Origin of the sequence: Parabacteroides sp. AT13 (assembly GCF_002272965.1) — a bacterium.
Classification (GTDB): Bacteria; Bacteroidota; Bacteroidia; order Bacteroidales; family Tannerellaceae; genus Parabacteroides; species Parabacteroides distasonis.
In genome coordinates this window covers 960,208-977,991 of the sequence record NZ_NQMH01000001.1, presented here as the reverse complement: position 1 = coordinate 977,991, position 17,784 = coordinate 960,208, and the positions used below count along the sequence as shown (strand labels likewise).

General features: G+C 36.5%; 18 protein-coding genes. All 18 read left to right on the top strand.

Features of this window, described 5'->3' with window-relative positions; genetic code table 11:
* Positions 1-41: 41 nt before the first annotated feature.
* The 18 genes from CI959_RS04585 (at position 42) to CI959_RS04500 (ending at position 17,454) form a co-directional block, all read left to right on the top strand.
* Complete coding sequence (locus CI959_RS04585; RefSeq protein WP_057316393.1) at positions 42-1,583, top strand: hypothetical protein; 1,542 nt, start codon at positions 42-44, stop codon at positions 1,581-1,583.
* 29 nt (positions 1,584-1,612) lie between these two features.
* Positions 1,613-2,518, top strand: a complete 906-nt coding sequence (locus CI959_RS04580; protein ID WP_230327229.1) for a hypothetical protein — start codon at positions 1,613-1,615, stop codon at positions 2,516-2,518.
* A gap of 2 nt (positions 2,519-2,520) precedes the next feature.
* Complete coding sequence (locus CI959_RS04575; protein ID WP_057316396.1) at positions 2,521-3,354, top strand: SDR family NAD(P)-dependent oxidoreductase; 834 nt, start codon at positions 2,521-2,523, stop codon at positions 3,352-3,354.
* 109 nt (positions 3,355-3,463) lie between these two features.
* On the top strand, positions 3,464-4,588 hold the full coding sequence (locus tag CI959_RS04570; RefSeq protein WP_057316398.1) for a polysaccharide pyruvyl transferase family protein: 1,125 nt from the start codon (positions 3,464-3,466) through the stop codon (positions 4,586-4,588).
* A gap of 4 nt (positions 4,589-4,592) precedes the next feature.
* Complete coding sequence (locus CI959_RS04565) at positions 4,593-5,777, top strand: EpsG family protein (RefSeq protein ID WP_057316400.1); 1,185 nt, start codon at positions 4,593-4,595, stop codon at positions 5,775-5,777.
* Between the two features lie 10 nt (positions 5,778-5,787).
* Positions 5,788-6,966, top strand: coding sequence for a glycosyltransferase (locus CI959_RS04560; RefSeq protein ID WP_057316402.1), 1,179 nt, complete (start codon positions 5,788-5,790; stop codon positions 6,964-6,966).
* 6 nt (positions 6,967-6,972) lie between these two features.
* On the top strand, positions 6,973-8,139 hold the full coding sequence (locus tag CI959_RS04555) for a glycoside hydrolase family 99-like domain-containing protein (RefSeq protein WP_057316405.1): 1,167 nt from the start codon (positions 6,973-6,975) through the stop codon (positions 8,137-8,139).
* 4 nt (positions 8,140-8,143) lie between these two features.
* The gene (locus CI959_RS04550) at positions 8,144-9,295 is read left to right on the top strand and encodes a glycosyltransferase family 4 protein (protein ID WP_057316407.1); all 1,152 of its coding nucleotides are present in this window, start codon (positions 8,144-8,146) and stop codon (positions 9,293-9,295) included.
* A 100-nt stretch (positions 9,296-9,395) separates the two neighbouring features.
* The gene (locus tag CI959_RS04545) at positions 9,396-10,154 is read left to right on the top strand and encodes an SDR family NAD(P)-dependent oxidoreductase (protein WP_057316461.1); all 759 of its coding nucleotides are present in this window, start codon (positions 9,396-9,398) and stop codon (positions 10,152-10,154) included.
* A gap of 12 nt (positions 10,155-10,166) precedes the next feature.
* Entirely contained in the window at positions 10,167-11,552 is a 1,386-nt protein-coding gene (locus CI959_RS04540) for an AMP-binding protein (protein WP_057316409.1), read from the top strand.
* Positions 11,553-11,563: 11 nt separating this feature from the next.
* Entirely contained in the window at positions 11,564-11,803 is a 240-nt protein-coding gene (locus CI959_RS04535) for an acyl carrier protein (protein WP_057316411.1), read from the top strand.
* A 5-nt stretch (positions 11,804-11,808) separates the two neighbouring features.
* Positions 11,809-12,438 (top strand): acetyltransferase, encoded by a 630-nt coding sequence (locus CI959_RS04530; protein WP_057316412.1) that lies wholly within the window; start codon positions 11,809-11,811, stop codon positions 12,436-12,438.
* Between the two features lie 460 nt (positions 12,439-12,898).
* Entirely contained in the window at positions 12,899-13,474 is a 576-nt protein-coding gene (locus tag CI959_RS04525; protein WP_057316413.1) for a sugar transferase, read from the top strand.
* Positions 13,471-14,466 (top strand): formyltransferase family protein, encoded by a 996-nt coding sequence (locus CI959_RS04520; protein WP_057316414.1) that lies wholly within the window; start codon positions 13,471-13,473, stop codon positions 14,464-14,466. Before CI959_RS04525 ends, CI959_RS04520 begins: the two co-directional genes overlap by 4 nt.
* Positions 14,456-15,136: a PIG-L deacetylase family protein gene (locus CI959_RS04515; RefSeq protein WP_057316416.1), complete on the top strand. Its 681-nt coding sequence runs from the start codon at positions 14,456-14,458 to the stop codon at positions 15,134-15,136. Before CI959_RS04520 ends, CI959_RS04515 begins: the two co-directional genes overlap by 11 nt.
* A 13-nt stretch (positions 15,137-15,149) precedes the next feature.
* Positions 15,150-16,394 carry a DegT/DnrJ/EryC1/StrS aminotransferase family protein gene (locus CI959_RS04510; RefSeq protein WP_009276190.1) on the top strand — a complete coding sequence of 415 codons (1,245 nt, stop codon included), beginning with the start codon at positions 15,150-15,152 and terminating at the stop codon, positions 16,392-16,394.
* Between the two features lie 410 nt (positions 16,395-16,804).
* A complete protein-coding gene (locus CI959_RS04505; RefSeq protein WP_005859159.1) occupies positions 16,805-17,047 on the top strand; it encodes a hypothetical protein in 243 nt (80 codons plus the stop codon).
* Positions 17,044-17,454: a type II toxin-antitoxin system VapC family toxin gene (locus tag CI959_RS04500; RefSeq protein ID WP_005859157.1), complete on the top strand. Its 411-nt coding sequence runs from the start codon at positions 17,044-17,046 to the stop codon at positions 17,452-17,454. Before CI959_RS04505 ends, CI959_RS04500 begins: the two co-directional genes overlap by 4 nt.
* Positions 17,455-17,784 lie beyond the last annotated feature (330 nt).

Genomic DNA, 17,784 nt, shown 5'->3' with positions numbered 1-17,784 from the left:
TAATCGTGTGAATGCTATTTAAATAAAAGGGGCAGTCTGAAATGAGTCAGGAAGTATCTTCAACAAATAAGCGTATAGCAAAAAATACACTTTTTCTATATGTGCGTATGTTACTTGTCATGGGGGTAAGCGTATTTACTTCCCGTGTGATACTTCAAACGCTTGGTGTAGAGGATTACGGTATTTATAATGCGGTAGGTGGAATTGTGGCCGTAATAGGAGTGCTTAACGGTGCCCTGTCTTCATCAACCAGTCGTTTTCTGGCTTACGAATTGGGAATGAAGGACGCAGAGATGCTGAAGAGAACTTTCTCGGTTTCATTGAATTTGCATATGGCTGTGGCTTTTATTGTCTTGCTGTTGGCTGAGACTATAGGCCTCTGGTTCTTTTACGAGAAAATGGTTATACCGGTGGAACGACTATCGGCAGCGTGGTGGGTCTATCAGTTTTCTATTGTTACGGTGATGGTTAACTTCACCCAAGTACCTTACAATGCTTCACTGATAGCCCATGAAAATATGTCTATTTATGCCTATGTGGGCTTATATGATGCGTTTTCGCGATTAGCTATCGCTTACCTCCTTTCCTTATCTCCCATGGATGACTTGGTGTTTTATGCTTTGTTGTTAATGCTGAATACTTTTTTGATTCAGTTTTTTTATAGGTTTTATACGTATCGGCGTTATCAGGAGTGCCGTTTCAGATGGATTACGGATAAGACTTTATATAAAAGGCAGCTGGCTTATTCAGGGTGGGAGATGTTTGGCGGATTGGCATCAATAAGCCAAGGGCAAGGTATTAATATCCTTCTCAACTTATTTTTCGGTCCCATGGTCAATGCGGCACGTGCGGTGGCTTATCAAATCCAAACGGCAGTCAACCATTTTGTGATTAATTTTCTTATGGCCACGAGGCCGCAGGTAATTAAAAGTTTTGCCGAACACAATTATGAGAGGATGTACTCACTTACGTTTAAGTCCGCACGTTATTCGTTCTTCTTGATGTTGGCATTAATCTTGCCCATCTGTTTTGAGTTGAGGTTCATATTAAACTTATGGCTGGGCAAAGCCACTCCTCCTGATACGTATGTATTCACTTTGATCATACTTTTACTCAGTCTTGCCGAGGTTTTCCGTGCGTCCATGATTATGGCCTTTCACGCTATCGGCAAGATGAAGCTGGGGAATTCGCTCAATGGAACCATAATGATATTGTCCTTGCCTATTAGTTATGCCATATTGAAAATGGGTGCTCCTGCCTATGCGGTGTTCATAGTTCTCGTCATCATTAATATAACTGTTATGATTGATGCTTATTTCATTGTCTATTCTTATGTACATTTCAACATACGTGAACTTTTAGTTGGCGCTGTTCTCCCATGTGTCTTAGTTGGTGCCTGTTCTGTAATTGTGCCTACGGCCATCGTATATTTGATGGAGGATGGATGGCAGAGGTTCATTATTCTATCCTTGCTTACAGAGGTCGTATTGATGATTCTTATCTTATACGTAGGAATAACACGTGCCGAAAGAAAAAAAATAGTCAGTTGGATTCAGACTAAGATGAGCAAGACTAAACAATGATCAGAGAATTTGTTAATACAGAAGATCTCATGAAACATTATATAAAGAACAAAATCAATACATTCATTAAGTCTTCTCATTGGTACAACGAGGTCCTTTTCAAAGATTGCGTGAAATTTTGGGCAATGAAAGAGGAGCCATTGGACGTTGTGAATCTAGGCAGCAGTTCCGGCGTATATGATTTCGATTACAGCGATATGGGATGTAAGGGAATGAACTGGGCTGTGGCGCCGCAGACGATGGTAGGCGACTTTTTGATACTCAAGCGATACCGCAAGTTTCTAAAGGATAATGCTATTGTGTTTTATCCGCTTTGTCCGTTTACGTCGATCAGTGGAGCGGTGGATTACATAGAAGACCGTTGCTATAGTTTTTTGGACTATCGAACGATTCCCGGTGGACACTATATCCGGAATAGTAAAATAAAGGGATATAAAAATAGCCCTATATCTATATACCCATTGGTGGAATTTATCCGTGACATTAAGACACGTATCCTTCCGCCCAAAGAAGTGATAATGGGAGATAGGCAACTGGAGCGTGATGCTGAGAATTGGATAAAGGGATGGACTATTCAGTTTAATATCAATAACTTGAATGATAAATTCGTAGAGAGTCATAGAACGGTATATGATAGGACTATATCAATGTTAAAAGATATGATTGAATATTGCAAAGAGGAGAAGTTAAGGTTGGTCCTGGTCATACCACCTATGCATAGATCTTTGTGCCGTAAATTTCCCTCTGTTGCCAAAGAGCAACTGATAGACTCTTTCATTACAGAAGCCAACGGGGGGGAGACATGGTACTTCGACTGTATGGAAGAGCCTGGATTTTCGGATGACAAATCCTTGTTTCGCAACTGCTATTATCTTAACAAGAGAGGAGCCCTACTATTCACTAAGTACATAATGGATAAAATAGATAATAAGTAATTATGGGAATAAAGTCTTACATCGTGAATTTCTTGAAATTCCTTAAACATGGGGGAGTAAAATATGTCTCTGTTACATTTACCAATCCTGATGCGAGATATACCAATAAGAAAGTATTTATTTCTGGCGGTAGCGAAGGATTGGGCAGAGCTATGGCTAAGGCGTACTTGGCAGAGGGTGCTGAGGTTATAGTGACTGGAAGAAGTAAAGAAAAACTGTCAAACTTCCAGCTTTCCGAAAGTAATGCCAAGCTTCATACGTTGGTATGGGACGCCTTGGATTTTGACTCTTATAAGCAGAAGTTCGATGAAGCCGTTTCCATGATGGGTAGAATCGACATATTCGTGAACAATGTAGGAGGTGGTATGTCTAAGTATGAACCGTGGAATGCATATACCGCGGAAGTACTGGACAGGACATATGATATCAATACGAAAAGTATGTTTTTGATGTGCCAAATGGAAGGGTTGTATATGATTGACAATAAAATCAAGGGGAATATACTCAACATTACCTCTATCGCCGGCTACCAAAGACTTTTCGACCCTTATGCCGTGGCCAAGTGGGGCGCTCATAGCTTGACAGGTGGAATCGCAAGAAAACTTATTGCTTATGATATCGTGGTGAATGGTATTGCGCCTGGCACATGCCTGACCTCCAATCCTGCGTTGCCTCATAATAGGAACTTTGAAGACAACGCTTATTTCCAAGGACAGCCGAGTAAACGTTTTACAATGCCCGAGGAAATAGCGAAGACTGCTCTATTTCTTACCAGTGGCGAAGCAAGACAAATAGTTGGTTATATAGTTCCCGTGGATGGGGGGGTACTGATTTAAGTGTGCTGATTTATAATTGGATATTAGCTGAAATTGGAAAGGTGATTGCTTTTGAAGTACCATAAAGTGCATTGATTATTAAATAGTTAGTGATTAAAACGATATTTACATGAAAAAGAAAATAGGAATAATAACATTGCCATTGAATACAAATTATGGAGGTCTTATACAAGCATATGCTTTACAAACAGTAATAGAGAGATTAGGTTTTAGTGCTTGTGTATTAGATACTCCAAGATACGTATTGCGTTTAGATAATCATATGCTATATTTGAAGAGAATGATAAAAAAAATCTTGGGATGCTATCATGGTGCAATATATAAAGAGAAAGAGTATTATGAATCTTATCCAATTGTAGCAAGAAATACAGAAATGTTTATACAAAAATATATACATAGGGTAAAGATAAATGACTTTTCCTTTGTTGATATTGATGATTTTTATGGATTTGTTGTAGGTAGTGATCAAGTCTGGAGACCTTCTTATTTTCAGTATACAAAAGATGCGTATTTGAATTTTACAGGTAACTTTGATGTGAAAAGAATTGCTTATGCCCCTTCATTGGGAGTAGATTATTGGGAATATTCAGAATGTTTAACGGCAAAGTGTAAATCTCTTTTATGTAAGTTTGATGCAGTATCTGTTAGAGAAGATTCTGCAGTAGATTTATTCGAAAGGTATATGGATCGTACGGTTGAGCATGTTTTAGATCCAACAATGTTATTAAGCAGGGAAGATTATGTTAAATTATGTATGAATGCTAGAGGGTTAGAATCACATAAAGATTGTATATTATCTTATGTGCTAGATCCTGTTAATGAGTTAGATAGTATTATGGAAAAAGTAATGAAATTGACAGGAAAAGAGGTGTATAGTTTTAACCAGCAATCTGAAAATTATAAGATAAATCCTTCAAGGCGAGTTGCTTTACCTGTGGAGGCTTGGTTTAAGGCTTTTGATGATGCTAAGTTAGTTATTACGGATTCATTTCATGCTTGTGTCTTTTCTATCATTTTTCATAAACCTTTTATTGTGTTAATAAATAAACGTAGAGGAATAGCTCGGATTGAATCTTTGTTACGATTGTTTAAACTGGAAAATCGAATCGTATGTAATGTTTCTAACTTAGTAAATATTGAAGATGGAGATTTTGAATGGAATAAAATAGATGAAATTATGAAAAAATGGCAAGATAAATCTATATCTTTTTTGATAAAAGCTTTAAATTGCTAATTTTATGATATATGTATTTGTAGTATTAGGTTTGTTTTGGTTTATATATATATATGACTATAAAGGTTGTCGTAAAGATAAATTATTGTGGTATAACATTATGATGATAATCTTTGTTGTTATAGCTGGCTTTAGATATAGACTAGGAATTGATACGGTAAATTATGAAGATGAGTTTTATAGAGAAACTTTATATTTCTCAGAATGGAATTTGTCTAATATCTTTTTAGAAGCTGATACAGATTCTGGTTATTTAATGTATACGTCTCTTATGAAGAGCTTGTTTGGTTCTTGGGAGGTCGCTCAGTTCTTGATTGCTTTATTTGTAAATGTTGTCGTTTTTAGATTCTTGTATAAAAATACAATTTATCCATTTGTGGCAATATTATTATATTTTTGTTCTTTATATTATGATTTGAATTTTGAGACGCTTAGACAAGCTTTAGCTTTGTCATTTTTTTTGTTAGGTTATAAATATTTGATGGAAAATAAATACCTTAAATATTATATATTTGTGATTTTATCTATTTTGTTTCATAAAGTAGCATTGTTGACATTGTTCTTTCCTTTTATTAAAACATTAAAAGTTAATGTTTGTGCTGTTGTATTTTTAATTTTTTCGTTTTTTTTTATTGAAATTATAAATGATAGTTTTCCTGAAGTTGCTATGTTGTTTTCATTCTTGAAGATGGATTTGGTAGAAGAAAAACTATTAGGCTATGCGGGCTCAGAGATATTTGGTGGATTTGTAGATCGTTCTGTGTTGAATTTTATTAATATATTTATTGTTTCAATATTTCCTTATTTGGTTTTTGCTTGTATTGATAAAAGATATAATTTGGAAATATCATCAAAAAATGATTTTTTATTATTTTTGTATCTGTTGGGGGTTGTACTTACAACTTCAGTGCCTATATTCTATAGATTATCTCAATTTTTTCTTATATTCCCTATTGTTTATATGACAAATGCATTTAGTTCGTTTTTTAGAATTAAAAGTCAAGGGGTAAAATGCTTGATGTTAATATGTTGTATCTTTTTTTTGTATGCTCATGTTGGGCGATTTTTCAGACTGTCTCCTGATAGTGGAGAACGATTATTAGTTAGAGTATATCCTTATAGTAATGTGTTTACTAAAGAGAAGGATACAGAGAGAGAGAAGGTATATAATTTTTATTTTTCTAGATAATAGTTTTATCATGAAAGTTGTTTATTTTGCGCCGACTTCGACATTGTATGGAGATAATATTGCGTTATTGAATATTTTGCAAGTTTTAGCTCTTAAAAATGTGTGTTTTTTGATAATAACATCAAGAGAAGGTGAATTTACTCGTAAATTGAGAGAACTTGGTTATGAATATGCGTTGTGTAATTTTAATCCTGTTTGGTGGCCTACTATTTCCTCTTTTAGAGATATTGTTTTATTCCTACCTAGGCTTGTTTATTATAAATTATTTGGATATTTATTGGTGGATAGAAGAAGGATTAGAAAGATAGTTTCTGAATTCAATCCTGATATAATTCATAGTAATAATAGTTGTTTTACACTTGGACTTGAAATTGCAAATGATTTAAATATTCCTCATATTCAACATATACGTGAATATGGAAAGTTGGATATAGGTAAAAGTTATTTTCCAACAAAAAATAATTATGTACAATCTATTTCAAAGAAAAATGACTTGGTTTTATGTATTACAAATGATATAAAACGATATTTTCTTTCTGATAAGAAATATAGAAATTGGCATGTGGTTTATGATGGTGTTATAAATGGTAAAAATATTTTTATTCCGATCAAAGAACCTTATTTTTTGTATGTTGGTAGATTATTTCCAGGTAAATGTGTGTTTGAGTTGATTAATCAATTTGCTGTTTTTGTTCAAAATACATCTAGCAATATCCGTTTAAAGATAGTTGGTGATGGAACGAATGAGTATAAGGAAAAATTGGTTAAATGTGTTTTAGAGAATAAAATTGTAGATAAGGTTGATTTTTTAGGATATAGCTCAGATGTCTATTCAATTATGAGTAAAGCTTTGGCTTTATTTGTTCCTTCTTCTTTTGAAGGTTTTGGTTTTATAACAGTTGAAGCAATGTTTTGTGGTTGTTTAGTGATAGGACGCAATACTGGAGGAACTAAGGAACAATTTGATAATGGTTTGACTTTAGAGGGTGATGAGATTGCTATTCGTTTTGATAATGATGAGGATTTGGCATCTATTATGGAAAATATATCAATGAATGGTGTTGAATCCTATTATTCAATGATAAAACGTTCACAAAAAGTGGTAATGCAATGTTATACAATAGATATAAGCGCAGATGTAGTGTATGGCTTATATGAGAATATGTTGAAAAACAAATCAGAGAAATAAATATATATGGATAATACAAAGAAAGCACGAGTTATAGCATTCTACCTTCCTCAGTTTCATCCTATACCTGAAAATGATAGATGGTGGGGTAAAGGATTTACTGAATGGACGAATGTCGGAAAAGCGAAACCTTTATTTAAAGGTCATTATCAACCACGTGTTCCTGCGGATTTAGGATATTATGACTTGCGTATGCCTGAAGTTAGGGAAGCACAGGCTAAAATGGCTCGTGAAGCAGGTATTGAGGGTTTTTGTTATTGGCACTATTGGTTTGGAAATGGGAAAAAACTATTGGAGCGTCCGTTTCAAGAAGTTTTATCTAGTGGTAAACCTGATTTCCCTTTTTGTCTTGGTTGGGCGAATCATAGTTGGACTAATAAGTCTTGGGAAGCGGGAACTAAGCGTATCAAAGAGTCTACTTTGGTTGAGATGGTTTATAATAAAGAAGAATATGTCAAGCATTTCTATGAAGTATTGCCTGCTTTTAAAGATGAACGATACATTCAAGTTGATGGTAAACCTTTATTTTTGGTTTTTAGGCCATTAGAAATTACAGATCCTCACGTGTTTATAGATATTTGGCAGGAGCTAGCTAAAAAGAGTGGATTGAAGGGAATCTATTTTGTCGGAATTGCTCATAATATGCTTCCTCAAGATCTGACATTTAAGAATATTTTATTAAAAAATGCCTCTGATAATTCTGCTTTTAATTATAATTCAGTTTTAAATGCTGGTTATGATGCTGTGAACTCAAGAGGATACAATCGGGCTGATTATTATTCTAGATCTCTAATTGATTTTTTGTGGCGTGGAATATGCTTGCGTGCCTTTAAATATGCTCCTATTTCCAAATGTGATCAGAAGAAAATAAATCAGTATATGTATGTGAAGGAAGATAAATGGAATAATGTATTTCCTACGTTAATGCCTAATTGGGATAGGACTGCACGTAGTGGTTCCAAAGCAAGAATTTATACAAATAGTACTCCTAAGTTGTTTAGAAAACAATTACTTGATGTATTGGATATTTTATCCAATAAGGATAGTGAGTATAGGATCGCTTTTTTAATGTCATGGAATGAATGGGCTGAAGGAAATTATGTAGAACCTGATCTAAAATATGGTCATGGTTATTTAGATGTCTTACGGGAATGTCTTATAGAAAACAAATAAGTTTATGTTTATAGCATTGATATCTCGTGGTGTCCCTTCAAAACGTGATCCTCAATGGGGATGTTTTGAGAAGGATCAAGCTGAAGCACTTGCTGCTACCGGTCATAAAGTGGTTGTCATTAGTGTAGATACAAGATTCCGTTTTTATTGGCGTAAGCTTGGTATATCTCATTATTATACTAATGGCATCCATTATTATGATTGTTTTATCGTACCGGGGGTAATTATCCGTAAGTTCTTTGGAAAGAGACTTCATATTCTTTTGGTAAGCATACAACTACAGAGGCTTTTTAGACGTATTGTACGAGAATATGGTAGACCTGATATTATCTATTCCCATTATCTTACTTATTCATGTGCTGCGTTATCATTAAAGGACAAATATCATCTGCCTTTAGTTGCGATTGAACATTGGAGCCAGCTTGACAAAGATGTTTTGTCTGATTATGCTGTTTGGTTAGGTAACTTAACCTATCCTAAATGTGATGCGATCATTTCAGTCTCAGACTCTTTGAGGAGACGTTTACTTCAACATTTTCAGATTGACAGTATTGTTGTTCACAACATGGTAGGGGTGGAGTTTTGTGAAAGTTATTCTAGAGGTAGTTTGGATGGTAAAGTTCGTTATGTTTCAACAGGTAGTTTAATTTATCGTAAAGGTTTTGATTTGTTAATTTCTGCTTTTGATCGCCTCAAGCTTCCTTCAGATAAATGGGAACTGACTATTATCGGTGAAGGCAAAGAACGTGCGAATCTTGAATGCCAAATAAATCAGGTGGGGTTGAGTAATAATATTCACTTGGTAGGAAGAATGGGGAAGAATGAAATTGCTAAGATATTATCTTCTTCTGATGTTTTTATCTTTCCGTCACGCTCTGAAAATTTCTCAGTTGCCGTTTTAGAGGCTTTGTGTCTTGGCATGCCTGTAATTGCTTCTATATGTGGTGGTATTAAAGAATGTGTAAATTCTAGTAATGGATTATTATTTCCTGTAGAAGACATAGGAGCTTTATCTATAGCTATTAATACGATGTATGAGAATTGTCATCAATATGATCGCAAAAAGATTATGACTGATAACTGTGCTCGTTTCACTCCTTCTGTAATAGCTAGGCAATTAACAGATGTGTTTAATGAAGTAGTTATTAAGAAATGATGAACTTAATTGTCATAGGAGTATATGGAATGGGGTGTACACTCTATTTAAATGTTTTAAAAAGAATAATGTTTCTATGAGGAGACTTTTAAATAGTTACATAATGAGATTATTAGAAAATAAAATAACATTGATAACAGGTGCAGGACGTGGAATAGGGCGAGTAATAGCTGAACAATTCGCTAAAGATGGCGCTACTGTTTATGTCAATGATCTACAAGAAGGGGATATGGCAACTTGGGCAGATGATTGTGCTTCAAGGAATGGTGTTAAAGTAGTACCTGTTTGTTTTGATGTGACAGACAGTGCTGCTTTAAAGGCCGGCTTGATGTCTATTTATAAGGCAGAAGGACGTATTGATTGTGTGGTGAACAATGCCGCTATCATAGCTAATCAGAAATTAGGTATGGTGACTAAGCCTTTATTGGAGAAAATGTATGCGGTTAATGTTTTTGCCGTAGTAGATATACTTCAGATAACGTCACGCTTAATGGCTCGTAATGGTGGTGGTAGTTTTGTGAATATTGCTTCTATTACAGGTGTGGCTGGAAGCCCGGGACAGGTGGCTTATAGCTCTTCTAAAGGTGCTGTAATAGCGATGACTAAGTCTGCTGCTAAGGAATTATCTCCCTTAAATATAAGGGTTAACGCCGTGGCTCCCGGTATTATTGAGACTGAACGTTTCAAGGAGCTGTATGAGAGTGATGGTGATAAAATTGATCAACGCATTTCTCGTATAGCTCTTGGCAGATTAGGTACACCGCAAGATGTGGCAAACGCAGTATCATTCCTTGCCTCAGACCGTGCGAGCTATATATCAGGACACATTTTAGGCGTAGATGGTTGTGCCTCAATTTAATTTTGGTTTTGTATGTTTTTGAATATAGATAAGAAAGATCCAAATACTTTAGCTGTTATTGATGACAGTGGCGAACGATTAACATATGGTGATCTGTGTGATAAGGCAAAAGAGTTTTCTGAGGCACTTCCTTATAGGACGCTCATATTTATCCTTGCCGAGAATTGTAATGGGGCGCTTTTAGGATATATCTCTGCGTTAAGTAACGGTGTTGTTCCGCTTATTATTTCCAATAATACGGAGCAATCTTTGTTTGATACGCTTTATGGGAAGTATCAACCGGAATTTCTTTGGCTTCCAACTAATAAAATAGCAGGTTTTAATCTTAAAGATACTCTTTACTCAACTAATGGTTACTCGTTAGTACGAACAGGGTTTGATACACCCAATTTGTATGAGGATTTATCTTTATTACTTCCTACCTCTGGCAGTACAGGTAGCCCTAAGTTGGTAAGGCATAGCTATCGTAATATAGAGGCAAACGCTGAAAATGTCATGAACCTATTTGGCTTAACATCATCAGAGCGAGCTATGGCGGCTTTGCCTATGCACTATACGATGGGGCTTTCTGTTATCGCAAGCCATTTATATGCCGGAGCTACTTTGTTGCTTTGTGGTAAGTCTTTGCTTGATCCCGTATTTTGGAATATGCTTAGGGATGGTGCCACTAGCTTTACAGGTGTGCCTTATAGTTTTGAATTGCTTGCGAAGTTGCGTTTCTTCCGAATGAATTTACCTGAACTTAAAATCATAACACAAGGAGGAGGAAAGCTGACTGAGGATATGTGGTTGCAACTGTCAAGTTATGCTATTAACAATGGAAAGAGGTTTATAGCAACGTATGGACAGAGTGAATGCACAGCACGTATGGCATATCTTCCGGCTGAACTCGTTTCAACTAAAGTTTGCAGTATAGGCATCGCTGAACCCGGAGGACAACTCTCCATAATAGATAATGATGGGAATGAGACGTTTGAAGGCGAGGCTACTGGAGAGATGGTATATAGAGGTGAGAATGTCACTTTAGGATATGCTACCAGCAAGGAGGATTTGTTGAAGGGAGATGAGAATCATGGAATCATGCATACGGGCGATTTAGCTAGGAGAGATGCTGATGGCTGTTATTTTATAGTAGGTCGCTTGAAGCGTTTCTTGAAGATATTTGGTTTGCGAATAGGTCTTGATGAGGTCGAGAATTTGATTCGTGGGAAATATGGTACGGATTGTTATTGTAGCGGTGATGACGAGTATCTGCTTGTCAAATTGACTAACGCAAGTGTTGCTAATGAGATTCCCGCATTTATAGAAGAGAAGACGCATTTGTTTTATCAAAGGGTGAAAGTGGAAATAGTTGATAAGATACTGAGGAACGAGGCTGGTAAAGTTATTAATCAATAAAAATTTTAATTATGACAAATATAGAAAAGTTGAATGAGATATTTTGTGAGGTATTTAATGTTGAAAGCACAGCATTAAGTGACAACTTTGACAAGGATAGCGTTGACGGCTGGGATAGTGTCCACCAACTCAGTCTAGTAGCGGCATTGGAAGATTCTTTTGATATAATGTTGGATCCGGAGGATATTATCGGGTGTACCTCATATTCTGGAGCCAAAAATATATTAAAAATGTATGATATTCAATTATAACTTTTATGAGAAATCTAATTATTATTGGCGCAGGAGGTATGGGCCGTACAATCTATGATATGGCTCTTGAAAATAATGGGTATCTAAAAGATTTTCAAATTAAAGGTTTTATTGATGATGATATTCATCAGTTAGATAGGTTTGGAAATTATCCTCCAATTATTTCTACTATTTTAGAGTATGAGCCTGATAAGGATGATATATTTGTTTGTTCTATTGGTGGAGAATCACGACGCAAGTGTATGGAACAAATGATTAATCATGGAGGTGAATTTATAACTATGATTCATCCATCATCTCGTATTGGTACTAATGTATACATAGGAAAGGGTACATATATAGGTGCGTATACAATTGTAGCAGCTGACGCATATATCGATGATTATAATTTTATTCAATCTCATACGATAGTAGGCCATGATGTTCAAATAGGCAAGTGGAATAGGATAGACTCATATGTGATGCTTGTTGGTGGAACAACTATTGGAGAGGGGTGCATGATTCATACTCGTGCAATGATTAGTCACAATGTACATGTAGGCAATGATGTACATGTCGGAGCTTCTAGTTTAGTTATTAATGATGTTGAATCAGGGATTACTGTTTTTGGAACTCCCGCTAGAAGGATAAAATAGAGTTCCGTATTTTTTCTGTGAATTTTAATGGATTAATTGTAAGCACTCTAAATCCGGACTGTGAAGTGAAAGATTTACCTTCAGATCAAGCATAGAATATTTTTGTGAATATTATTTAATGGTATTTATCAAGAAAATAATATATAGCTTCCTATTTTGGCTAGTCTTTGCCACAAAGACTGGCTATGACAAAGGCTTCCTAAGCCGCAAGCTTACCACTTGTCAAGCCTCAAGTTTACGAGTAGGGGTAGCCGTAAGTTATTCCTTGGGAAGCCATATATAGTGCCACTTGAAAGCGATAAAAAGGTGCATCGGGAATTATTTGAACTTAATAAAATCACATTGGCAACAAGCTATTATTAAAATTAAATCATTTATAACATAACTCGGTTTAGAGCACTTTAAAGTGCCCTTTCAAGGTGGTATGCCCTAAATTGAGAATTTAAATCTATATTTTATTATGTATTTGATATTCAAACGATTGATTGATGTTCTGGCCTCATTGGTTATCCTTTTGTTTTTATTCCCATTTTTGATATTAGTTGTCTTTTTGATAAAAATAGATTCAAAAGGACCTATTTTCTATTTGCAAAGTAGAGTGGGTAAAAATGGACATCTTTTTAAAGTATATAAGTTTCGTACTATGACTAATAAGCAGAGAGATCCTAATGCTAAGCAAACATTTTGGGATGACCCTGATATAACTAGGATAGGTGGTTTATTAAGACGTTTTAAAATTGATGAGTTACCTCAAATATGGAATGTATTTGTCGGGGATATGTCATTGGTTGGACCTCGTCCAGCTTTACCTAGTTTATATGAAAAGTATGGTGACTTAGCAAATAAACGGTGTTGTGTTAGGCCGGGGATGACCGGATGGGCTCAAGTGAATGGAAATATCTATTTACCTTGGGAAAAGCGTTTGCTTTTGGATAGTGAATATGTTGATCGTATATCGTTTATGTTTGATTTGAGAATTTTAGTTAAAACAGTTGCGATTGTTTTACTTGGAGAAGATAAATTTATAAAGAAATGAGAGTTGGGGTAATAGGCAGTGTAGGCAGTAGTTTGTTGACATTGCAAAAGCTGGTTGAATATTCATTTAATATTGTTGGAGTTTGGGGCTATGAGCCTCATTCTACTTTAAATGTAAGTGGGTATTGCTCAATGCGTAAGTTGGCCGAGGATAATAAAATATCTTATTATCCTTTTGTGAAAATAAATTCTAACGATATTAAAGAACAAATTAGAAAGTCTTCGGTAGATATTCTTTTTGTGGTTGGTCTATCACAGTTGATAGATGAGGATATTATTAGAATGCCTAGGTTTGGATGCGTAGGTTTTCATCCTACAAAGTTGCCGAAAGGACGAGGTCGTGCTCCTATGGCATGGCTTATTCTTGATAGAGGAGAGGGCGCTGCTACATTTTTTAAAATAGATACGAAGGCTGATGAGGGTGATATATTTGTGCAGGAACCTTTTTGTATAGATGATAAGGATGATGCTTCTTCAATTGGCATCAAGTTGAAGGAGGCTATGGTACGGGCTTTGGATCGTTGGCTTCCTTCTTTATCTTCTAGTGGGTTAAAAGGTATCCCACAGGATGAAAAGGCAGCGACTTATTATGCTAGGCGTGCTCCTTTGGATGGTTGTATAGATTGGTCGAATACGGCAAAAGATATTGATCGTTTGATAAAGGCTAGTACATCGCCTCATCCCGGGGCTTTCTCTTTTTATAGAAATAATAAGGTTCTGATATGGAAATCTAATTATTATGCTTCTGGATATGCGAAAGGTGTTATTGGCCGTGTCGTAAATTTCAACAATGATAATCCTGTTGTTCAAACAGCTGATGGTTATGTTGAATTGGTGAAATATAACATGGTTGATTATTTGGATAGACCAGTCGATGAGCATTTGGTTGTAGGTTCTAGATTAGGCTATTATGATCAATATGAGATTTTCCGTTTGCGGAATGAGATAGAAATGATAAAGCAAGATTTAACGTTGTTGAAAAATGAAAAATAATGTTTTGTTTATCGCACCTCATGCGGATGATGAAATATTGGGCTGTGGGGCAACTATTTATAAAATGATGCAAGAAGGTCATAATGTGTATGTGCTGATTATGACAAATGCCAGTAAATCTGATCCAAATATTTTTTCCGAAAAAGGTATTCAGCGTGTTAGAACAGAGGCACTGGAGGCTCATCGTTTACTAGGTGTAAAACAGACCTTTTTCTTTGATTTTCCGGCTCCTGCATTAGATCAATATCCAGGTTATATCATGTCTCGTGAAGTTTCAAAATGTATATCCGAAAATCAAATAGATACAGTGTTTATTCCCCATAGAGGAGATATACATAAAGATCATCGGATGGTCTTTGACAGTGTATTAGTCGCTTGTCGTCCTGTTGGAGATTATACGGTTAAGCGAGTTTATACCTATGAAACGTTATCTGAAACTGAATGGGCTGCTCCTTATGCGGATGATGCTTTTATTCCCACGGTATTCATTCCTTGTAGTCAAGATGGAATGAAAATGAAATTGAGAGCGATGGAGTGTTATCAATCTCAACTAAGGCGGTTCCCTAGTTCTCGTTCTTTAGAGGCTTTGGAAGCTTTGGCGAAATATAGAGGTGCTACAATTAGCGTAGAAAGAGCTGAGGCTTTTATGCTGATCCGAAGTATTTTCTAAAATCACAATAATAATGAATAAACGAATTTATCTTTGCCTTGCTCACATGAGCGGCAAAGAACAAATGTATATCAAAGAAGCCTTTGATACGAACTGGGTCGTGCCTCTAGGTCCGAACGTGAATGGATTTGAGAAAGATTTGGAGGAATTCGTGGGTGAAGGTAAACATGTGGTGGCTCTGTCTGCCGGTACTGCTGCGGTGCATTTGGCGTTGCTTGCCTGTGGCGTGAAGCCGGGGGATGAGGTGCTGGTACAGAGCTTTACCTTCTGTGCTTCCTCGCATCCGATCACTTATTTGGGGGCTACGCCTGTGTTCGTGGACTCGGAGGTGGATACTTGGAATATGGATCCTGTGTTGTTGGAAGAGGCGATTCAAGATCGTATCGAGAAGACGGGAAAAACACCGAAAGCGATTGTCCCGGTGGCCTTATATGGGATGCCTTATAAGGTGGATGAGATTATGGCGGTCGCTGATCGGTATGGGATTCCGGTCATTGAGGATGCGGCGGAGGGTTTTGGCTCTCGTTATGATGGACGTATGTTGGGTACGTTTGGAAAATATGGGGTGCTGTCGTTCAATGGGAATAAGATGATTACGACCAGTGGTGGTGGTGCGTTGATTTGTCCGGACGGGGAGGCTAAGCGGGAGATCATGTTCTACGCTACGCAGGCTCGGGAGGCTTATCCGTATTACCAGCATGAGCGGATCGGGTATAATTATCGGATGTCGAATATTTGTGCGGGTATCGGGCGTGGTCAGATGACGGTGGCTGATGCTCATGTGGCTCATCATAAGCATACGTGTGATTTATATCGGGAGCTGTTGAAGGATGTGAGAGGGATTACCTTGCATGAGAATCCTTCCGGTCGTTTTGATAGTAATTATTGGTTGAATACGATTGTCTTGGATCCTTTATTGAGGGTGAAAGGGCAGGAGAATGCTTATCAAGCAATGGTACAAGGTGCTGTTGGTGGTGCGGGCGGTGTGACTCACGCAGCGGTTAACGCACATACGGATTGCGAGCCGAATGCCAATGTCGAGGCGATGCGTGTGGGACTTGACGCGATGGGTATAGAATCCCGTCCTTTGTGGAAACCGATGCATAAGCAACCTGTCTATAAAGATTGCCCGGCTTATGTGAATGGGGTGAGCGAATCTTTGTTTAAGGTTGGGTTGTGCCTGCCTTCCGGCCCGTATGTAACGGATCGGGATATTGAGTATATCGTTGGAGGTATAAGGGGCTTGATTGAGCGTTGATTTTAACAGCTATTCCATGAGTTAAATTCGTTTTACTGTGTAGGCCTAAGTAGAGGCTAATCATAAAGATTTTATTTTTGTTACGAGGAGGGTGTGTCATTTTGATGCACCTTTTTTTGTGTTTGGTAGAAAGTTGCAAGTTGAACAATGTGGACGCTTTGTTCTTGCCATGTGACTATGTTCGTCGTTATGGAGACGGCAAGGATGCTGAGATAACAAAGCCGTCTCAAACAGCCGCTTAATTGTTAAAGAATAAGAAATCTGAATTTTGTTCAGAAAAACTGGTATGGTTAACCTGTTGATAAATACTGGGTACGCTGTATTGGTGGTTCACGCTTGCAAAAAAAGTAGACTAAATACTGTATTATAATCAATAATGATTATATTTGTTTCTGTAAAAGAAAAAGATTATGGATACAACGGTGAAAATAGCGGATAGTTATATAAATTTATTGTCTTCGTTTAGCGATGAGATAAAGTTGCGTGTCATTCGTAAGCTTTCAGAGAGCCTTTTGAGGGGTAAAAAGAAAGAGACATCCATACAAGATTCGTTTGGCGCTTGGGATGATGACAAAAGTGCAGAAGAGATTATTGCTGAAATTAATAAAGCACGTGTTTTGGGAACGCGATCTATTGAATCTTTTGACGAATGAGGCGTTATCTTTTAGATACCAACATATGTATCTTCTATATGAAAGGGAAATTTCATTTAAATGAGAAGATTGATGATAAAATGAAGCGATATTGCTTTATTTCTGAAATTACTATTGCCGAACTTCTATATGGAGCTACTTGCTCAAATCGAAAGGATAAAATGTTGAAAGAGGTAGAATCTTTTATCTCGCAGTTTACAGTTTTACCAATTTACGGTTCTTTGCTTATGTTCGCTGAACTAAAAAGCACATTGAGATCTCAAGGACTTTTAATAGATGATTTTGATTTGTTGATTGGAGCTTCTGCCGTAGCAAATGATTTGATTTTAGTTACAGAAAATGTAAAGCACCTAGAACGTATTCCTCATCTTAAAATAGAGAATTGGATTGATAGAGCGAAGATTTAATTGATAATCTATTCATTTAATTAAAGTTACTTCATGATAGGAAAGATATAATGGAGCAAGTAGCTATTGCCGCTCGAGAAAGTTCACTTAGAGCGGAGATGGAACTGAAACGAAGAATGCAGGAAGTGAGAGAAAAACTGAAGATATATAGATCGAACGAATCTAAATAGTGATTTGTAATGAAAGAGAAACGCCCTACACTTTGTATTGTTGCTGGTCCTAATGGATCAGGAAAAACTTCTACTACTGAACAATTATAATTATGCCCCCGTCTTTCTTTCCCTTAGGGAGGATGAGAGAGACGGGGGCTTTTTTATGCTTCTAAACATG